Origin of the sequence: Limnofasciculus baicalensis BBK-W-15 (genome assembly GCF_024178385.1) — a bacterium.
GTDB classification, from domain to species: domain Bacteria; phylum Cyanobacteriota; class Cyanobacteriia; order Cyanobacteriales; family Coleofasciculaceae; genus Limnofasciculus; species Limnofasciculus baicalensis.
On the sequence record NZ_JAMZMM010000398.1, the window covers coordinates 1 to 5072 of the forward strand.

At 43.9% G+C, this 5072-nt stretch carries 3 protein-coding genes; all 3 read left to right on the forward strand.

Features of this window, described 5'->3' with window-relative positions; all coding sequences use genetic code 11:
- On the forward strand, positions 1–859 hold an 859-nt coding region (locus NJ959_RS25260; protein ID WP_254014518.1), incomplete at its 5' end, for a DNA polymerase III subunit delta'.
- Positions 860–1131: 272 nt separating this feature from the next.
- Positions 1132–1854, forward strand: a complete 723-nt coding sequence (locus NJ959_RS25265) for a peptidylprolyl isomerase (protein WP_254014519.1) — start codon at positions 1132–1134, stop codon at positions 1852–1854.
- 76 nt (positions 1855–1930) lie between these two features.
- Positions 1931–4996, forward strand: coding sequence for a peptidase domain-containing ABC transporter (locus NJ959_RS25270; protein ID WP_254014520.1), 3066 nt, complete (start codon positions 1931–1933; stop codon positions 4994–4996).
- The last annotated feature ends 76 nt before the right edge of the window (positions 4997–5072 follow it).

The window sequence follows — 5072 nt, forward strand, 5'->3', positions numbered from 1 at the left end:
GTTTGCGGGTGCGGATGGGGTGGGGCGGAGTTTGGCGGGAAGGGCTTTTATCGAACTGTTGTTTTGTGAGGATGTCTCCCCTGAGAAGCAAGTATTAGTACGGAGACGTTTGCAACAGGGGAACCATCCTGATGTACTCTGGGTAGAACCAACTTATCTCCATAACGGGATAAGGTTGTCTGCTAAAGAAGCTACTGAACAAGGACTAAAGCGGAAAGCACCGCCCCAAATTCGTTTGGAACAAATTCGGGAGATTACCCAGTTTTTGGCGCGTGCGCCCTTGGAAGCACCACGTCAGATGGTAGTAATTGAACAAGCCCAAACCATGGCGGAGGCGGCGGCGAATGGGTTGCTCAAGACACTAGAAGAACCGGGACGTGCGACATTAATATTAATTGCACCCAGTCCGGAGTCTTTATTACCAACGCTGGTGTCTCGCTGTCAGCGGATTCCCTTTTATCGGTTGGCAGACAAGAATATGGAATTGGTTTTGCGGCAAACTGGTTATGAGCAGATTTTAGCAGAACCCTCAGTAATGGGGATCGCTCAAGGAAGTCCAGGGGATGCAATCGCATCTTTTGAACAACTGCAAGCTATCCCTGTTGAGTTGCTTGCTAAACTTACCCAATTCCCCAAATCATCCCGCATGGCGCTGGAAATAGCCAAGGAAATTGACAAAACCCTCGAGCCAGAATCTCAGTTGTGGTTAGTGGATTATTTGCAGCATTTTTACTGGAAAAAGCAGCATCAGACAGGTATTATCCAACAGCTAGAGCAGGCGCGACAATACCTCAAGAGTTATGCCCAACCGCGACTTGTTTGGGAGGTGACGTTGTTGAAATTGTCAGGTAAGCGGTGAGGGGCTTCCGGCGAAGAGGCTAAAACTTGTCAGAGCGAATAAACCCGGTTTCTTTGAGAAACCGGGTTTATGGTAGAAGAAACCGGGTTTATGGTGGAAGTTACCGGGTTTATGGGTGTGAGGTTTATTTTTGCCCACTTGTTTAGCTAAAAATGTTAAGTTAAACTTAATATTTTAGAGCAAGGGTAAGCTGTATTATAGACAAGGTGTTAATTTAAAATTGCTCCAACTATAAGTTAAAAAAATACATTATTGAGAGACCAATTACCCAAATGAATGCCGTGTTACAGGTTGGCGATCGCACTATCGCAGCCCAAGAACTAATTCCGCTCTTAGCTAAATATCAATTACTCCCTCAACTATTGCGGGAAATCCTGGTTGATGAAGCCATTGCCACTATAGATTGTACGCCAGAAGAAAAAATAGGAGCTTGTCAGCAGTTTTACGAACGAAATCAGGTGATGACGGAGGCTGACAGGTTAGCGTGGCTGGAACGTCAAAATATGACAAGCGAACAGGTTGAAGACTTAGTGAGTAGAGGAATAAAGTTAGAAAAATTCAAACAAGCCACTTGGGGAAATAAACTAGAGTCATACTTCCTCAAGCGTAAGGGGCAACTAGATAGAGTCATCTATTCTCTCCTCCGGACTAAGGATGGGGCGATGGCACAGGAACTTTACTTTCGCATTCAAGAAGGGGAACAGTCCTTTTCTGACTTAGCGCGAGAATATTCCCAAGGGCAGGAAGTACAAACGGGAGGATTAATCGGGCCAGTGGAGCTGAATGTACCCCATCCAATTTTGGCTAAAATGCTTACTGTGAGCCAACCTGGTCAATTATGGCCTCCCACTCGTCTGGGAGAATGGTTTATCATTGTACGGCTGGAGAAGTTTTTTCCAGCTCAACTTGATGAGCCAATGCGTCAGCGCCTCATCAACGAACTTTTTAACAGTTGGGTGCAAGAACAAATCCAACAACAGATATCAGTTAGGTAATGGCTAATAAGCTAATTGCTAATGGCTTTTTCCTATTCCTCATTCCCCATTACCTATTCCCCTTTCCCCGATCTTAATGACTTATACAAAATCAAGTATTCAAGACTTTTTAGCGGGTTTATTTCCCTTCGAGCAACTGACTCCGGGGACGCTAACTAAGTTATCTGAAAAAAGTCAACTTTTACGTTACCGTATCGGTCAAACTATTTTGGCGGCAGATAAAATGCCCTCCCAAGTTTCGATTTTATACGAAGGAAAGGCACGTCTGTTGGGCTACGATCCTCGCACCCCACAGCCTCTAACCCTAGAATTGCTAAAGCCTGGAGCTATTTTAGGATGGGTGAGTTTAATTAGAGGAGTCCCTTGCGAAACTGCGATTGCTTCTGAAGAATCTATTTGCCTAACTGTGCCCACGATTGAATTTTTAGCATTAATGGCGCGGGAACCGTCAGTGGGAAATGCTTTTCAAGGGCATTGTACTCTCATTGAAGCATTTAGTTTGCTCGGTGCTGAGTTAGCACGACAAGCAAATGGTGGGATTAATCTCAAAGAATTGGCTGGGGAAGCCTACCGGGAAGCGGTAGTGCTATATCTTCAAGATCGGAAAACTACGCCAAATCAGTTAGACTTCGAGCGAGAATGGTTTGTTAGTGGTGGCGGAAATATTGAGAATTTCTCTATTGGTAGTCAGCTGACAGGAATAGATCCTGAATCTCCGATTAGGTTGACAGGAAATACTCCTGCTCGAATTGTTGGTTTTCGGAAATCTGACTTGTCATTTATTATTGACAATACGCCCGCTGTTAGTGATGGGACAATATCTGTAAATGACGCAACCGTATCAGTTGTACCAACAACTGATAACGAACAACTGATTAGCAATCAAATTGATATTCCCTATGCTAAAGAACAGTCAATAGGAGCCGGAAATAACCGACAGAATACTACTAATACTACTACTAAAGATAAAAAATATCCCCATTTCCGGGGCAGAGGAATGTTAAATGGAGGCGTAGCTTGCTTCCAGATGATCAGCCAATATTTGGATATGCCTTTCCGAAAAGATGTAGTGCTACGAGTCATGGCAGATCAAATGGCTCGCACGGGTAGTTTATCTCTACCTCTTTGCGGTGCAGTGGCAGATTTCTTGGGGTTGCACGCTCAATTGGTGAGCGTACCTCCGTCAGCTCTAAGCAGATTGGAAGTGCCAGCTTTGGTGCGCTGGAATGAGAGTTTTGCTGTACTCTACGAAGCCAGCGAACGGGGTATTGTATTGGGAGTGCCAGAAATTGGCATCGTGCGCCGCAAAATAACAGATGCAATCGATATTTTGCTATTAGCCGAGGGTGAAGGTGGTAATGGGGAAGCGATACCAGTGCTACTGCTACAACGGACAAAGCAAACTCCGCAGCAACGCTTTGGTTTGCAGTGGTTTTTGCCCTCTCTAGTGCGATACCGTAAGGTCTTGATAGAAGTTTTGATTGCTTCCTTTTTTGTCCAGTTATTCGGATTGGCAAATCCGTTAATGATTCAGGTAATCATTGATAAAGTAATTGTGCAAAATAGTCTCGATACCCTCCATGTTTTGGGTATTTTCCTATTGGTGGTGGCAGTTTTTGAGGCAATTCTTTCTAGTTTGCGTACCTATTTATTTGTCGATACTACTAACAGAATTGACATGGCTTTAGGTTCGGAAATTATCGATCATCTGTTAAGATTGCCTTTGCGATACTTTGAAAAGCGTCCTGTTGGGGAACTTTCTAGTAGAATTAATGAATTAGAAAATATCCGCCAGTTTCTCACCGGAACGGCGCTGACTGTGGTGCTAGATGCTGTGTTTTCTGTCATCTACATTGTGGTCATGTTTATTTATAGTTGGATCCTCACCCTCGTGGCTCTGGCGACAATTCCTTTATTTATATTATTAACTCTAATTGTCTCCCCAATTGTGCGCCGTCAGTTGCGGGTTAAAGCAGAAAGAAATGCTGAAACTCAGTCTTATCTGGTGGAAGTATTATCGGGAATTCAAACGGTGAAGGCGCAAAATATAGAATTGCGATCGCGCTGGCAATGGCAGGAACGTTATGCCCGGTATGTATCAGCAGGTTTTAAAACGGTGGTGACATCCACAGCAGCGGGATCGGCGAGTGACTTTTTAAACAAAGTTTCGGCTTTATTAGTTCTCTGGGTGGGAGCATATCTAGTTTTAGATCAGAAATTAACCCTCGGACAATTGATTGCTTTTCGGATTATTTCCGGTTATGTTACCAGTCCATTATTACGTTTAGCCAGAATCTGGCAGAATTTCCAAGAAACTGCCCTATCATTAGAGCGTTTAAGTGATATTGTCGATAGCCCACAGGAGGCAGATGAAACAGACAGATATAATATTCCTATGCCTGCAATTAAAGGGGCGGTAACTTATGAAAATGTCTCATTCCGCTTTGGACAAACTGGTCCGTGGCAATTAACAAATATTAACTTAGAGTTTCCATCAGGCGTATTTGTAGGAGTAGTAGGTCAAAGTGGTTCGGGTAAAAGTACGCTGATGAAACTGTTACCTCGACTCTACGATGTCAACTCCGGGCGCATTTTAATCGATCAATACGATATCTCTAAAGTTGAACTCTATTCCCTACGCCGCCAAGTGGGAATTGTGCCTCAAGATAGCCTATTATTTGATGGCACTGTGCAAGAAAATATTGCCCTGACTAATCCTGAAGCCACAGCAGAAGAAATTATTCAGGCAGCTCAAGTTGCCTGTGCCCACGATTTTATTATGGAATTGCCTAATGGTTATAATACAAGAGTGGGAGAGCGAGGATCTGCCCTTTCTGGGGGACAACGGCAACGGGTTGCGATCGCGCGTACTATCTTGCAAAACCCGCAGCTATTGATTTTAGATGAAGCTACTAGCGCCCTCGACTACGAAACTGAACACCAAGTTTGTGTAAATTTAATTGAAGCATTTCGGGGACGAACAGTATTTTTCATTACGCACCGTCTGACGACAATTCGGAGTAGCAATATAATTTTAATGATGGACAAAGGTGCTGTAGTCGAACAAGGAACCCATAAGGAATTAATGGCACTTAATGGACGATATTATTGCCTCTATCAACAACAAGAAGCTCAACTTTAAAGAATGGGAGTGGGGGGGGAGAGTTTTGAGTTTTGAGTTTAAACTCTCCTTGTCCCCCTTGTCCCCCTTGTCCCCC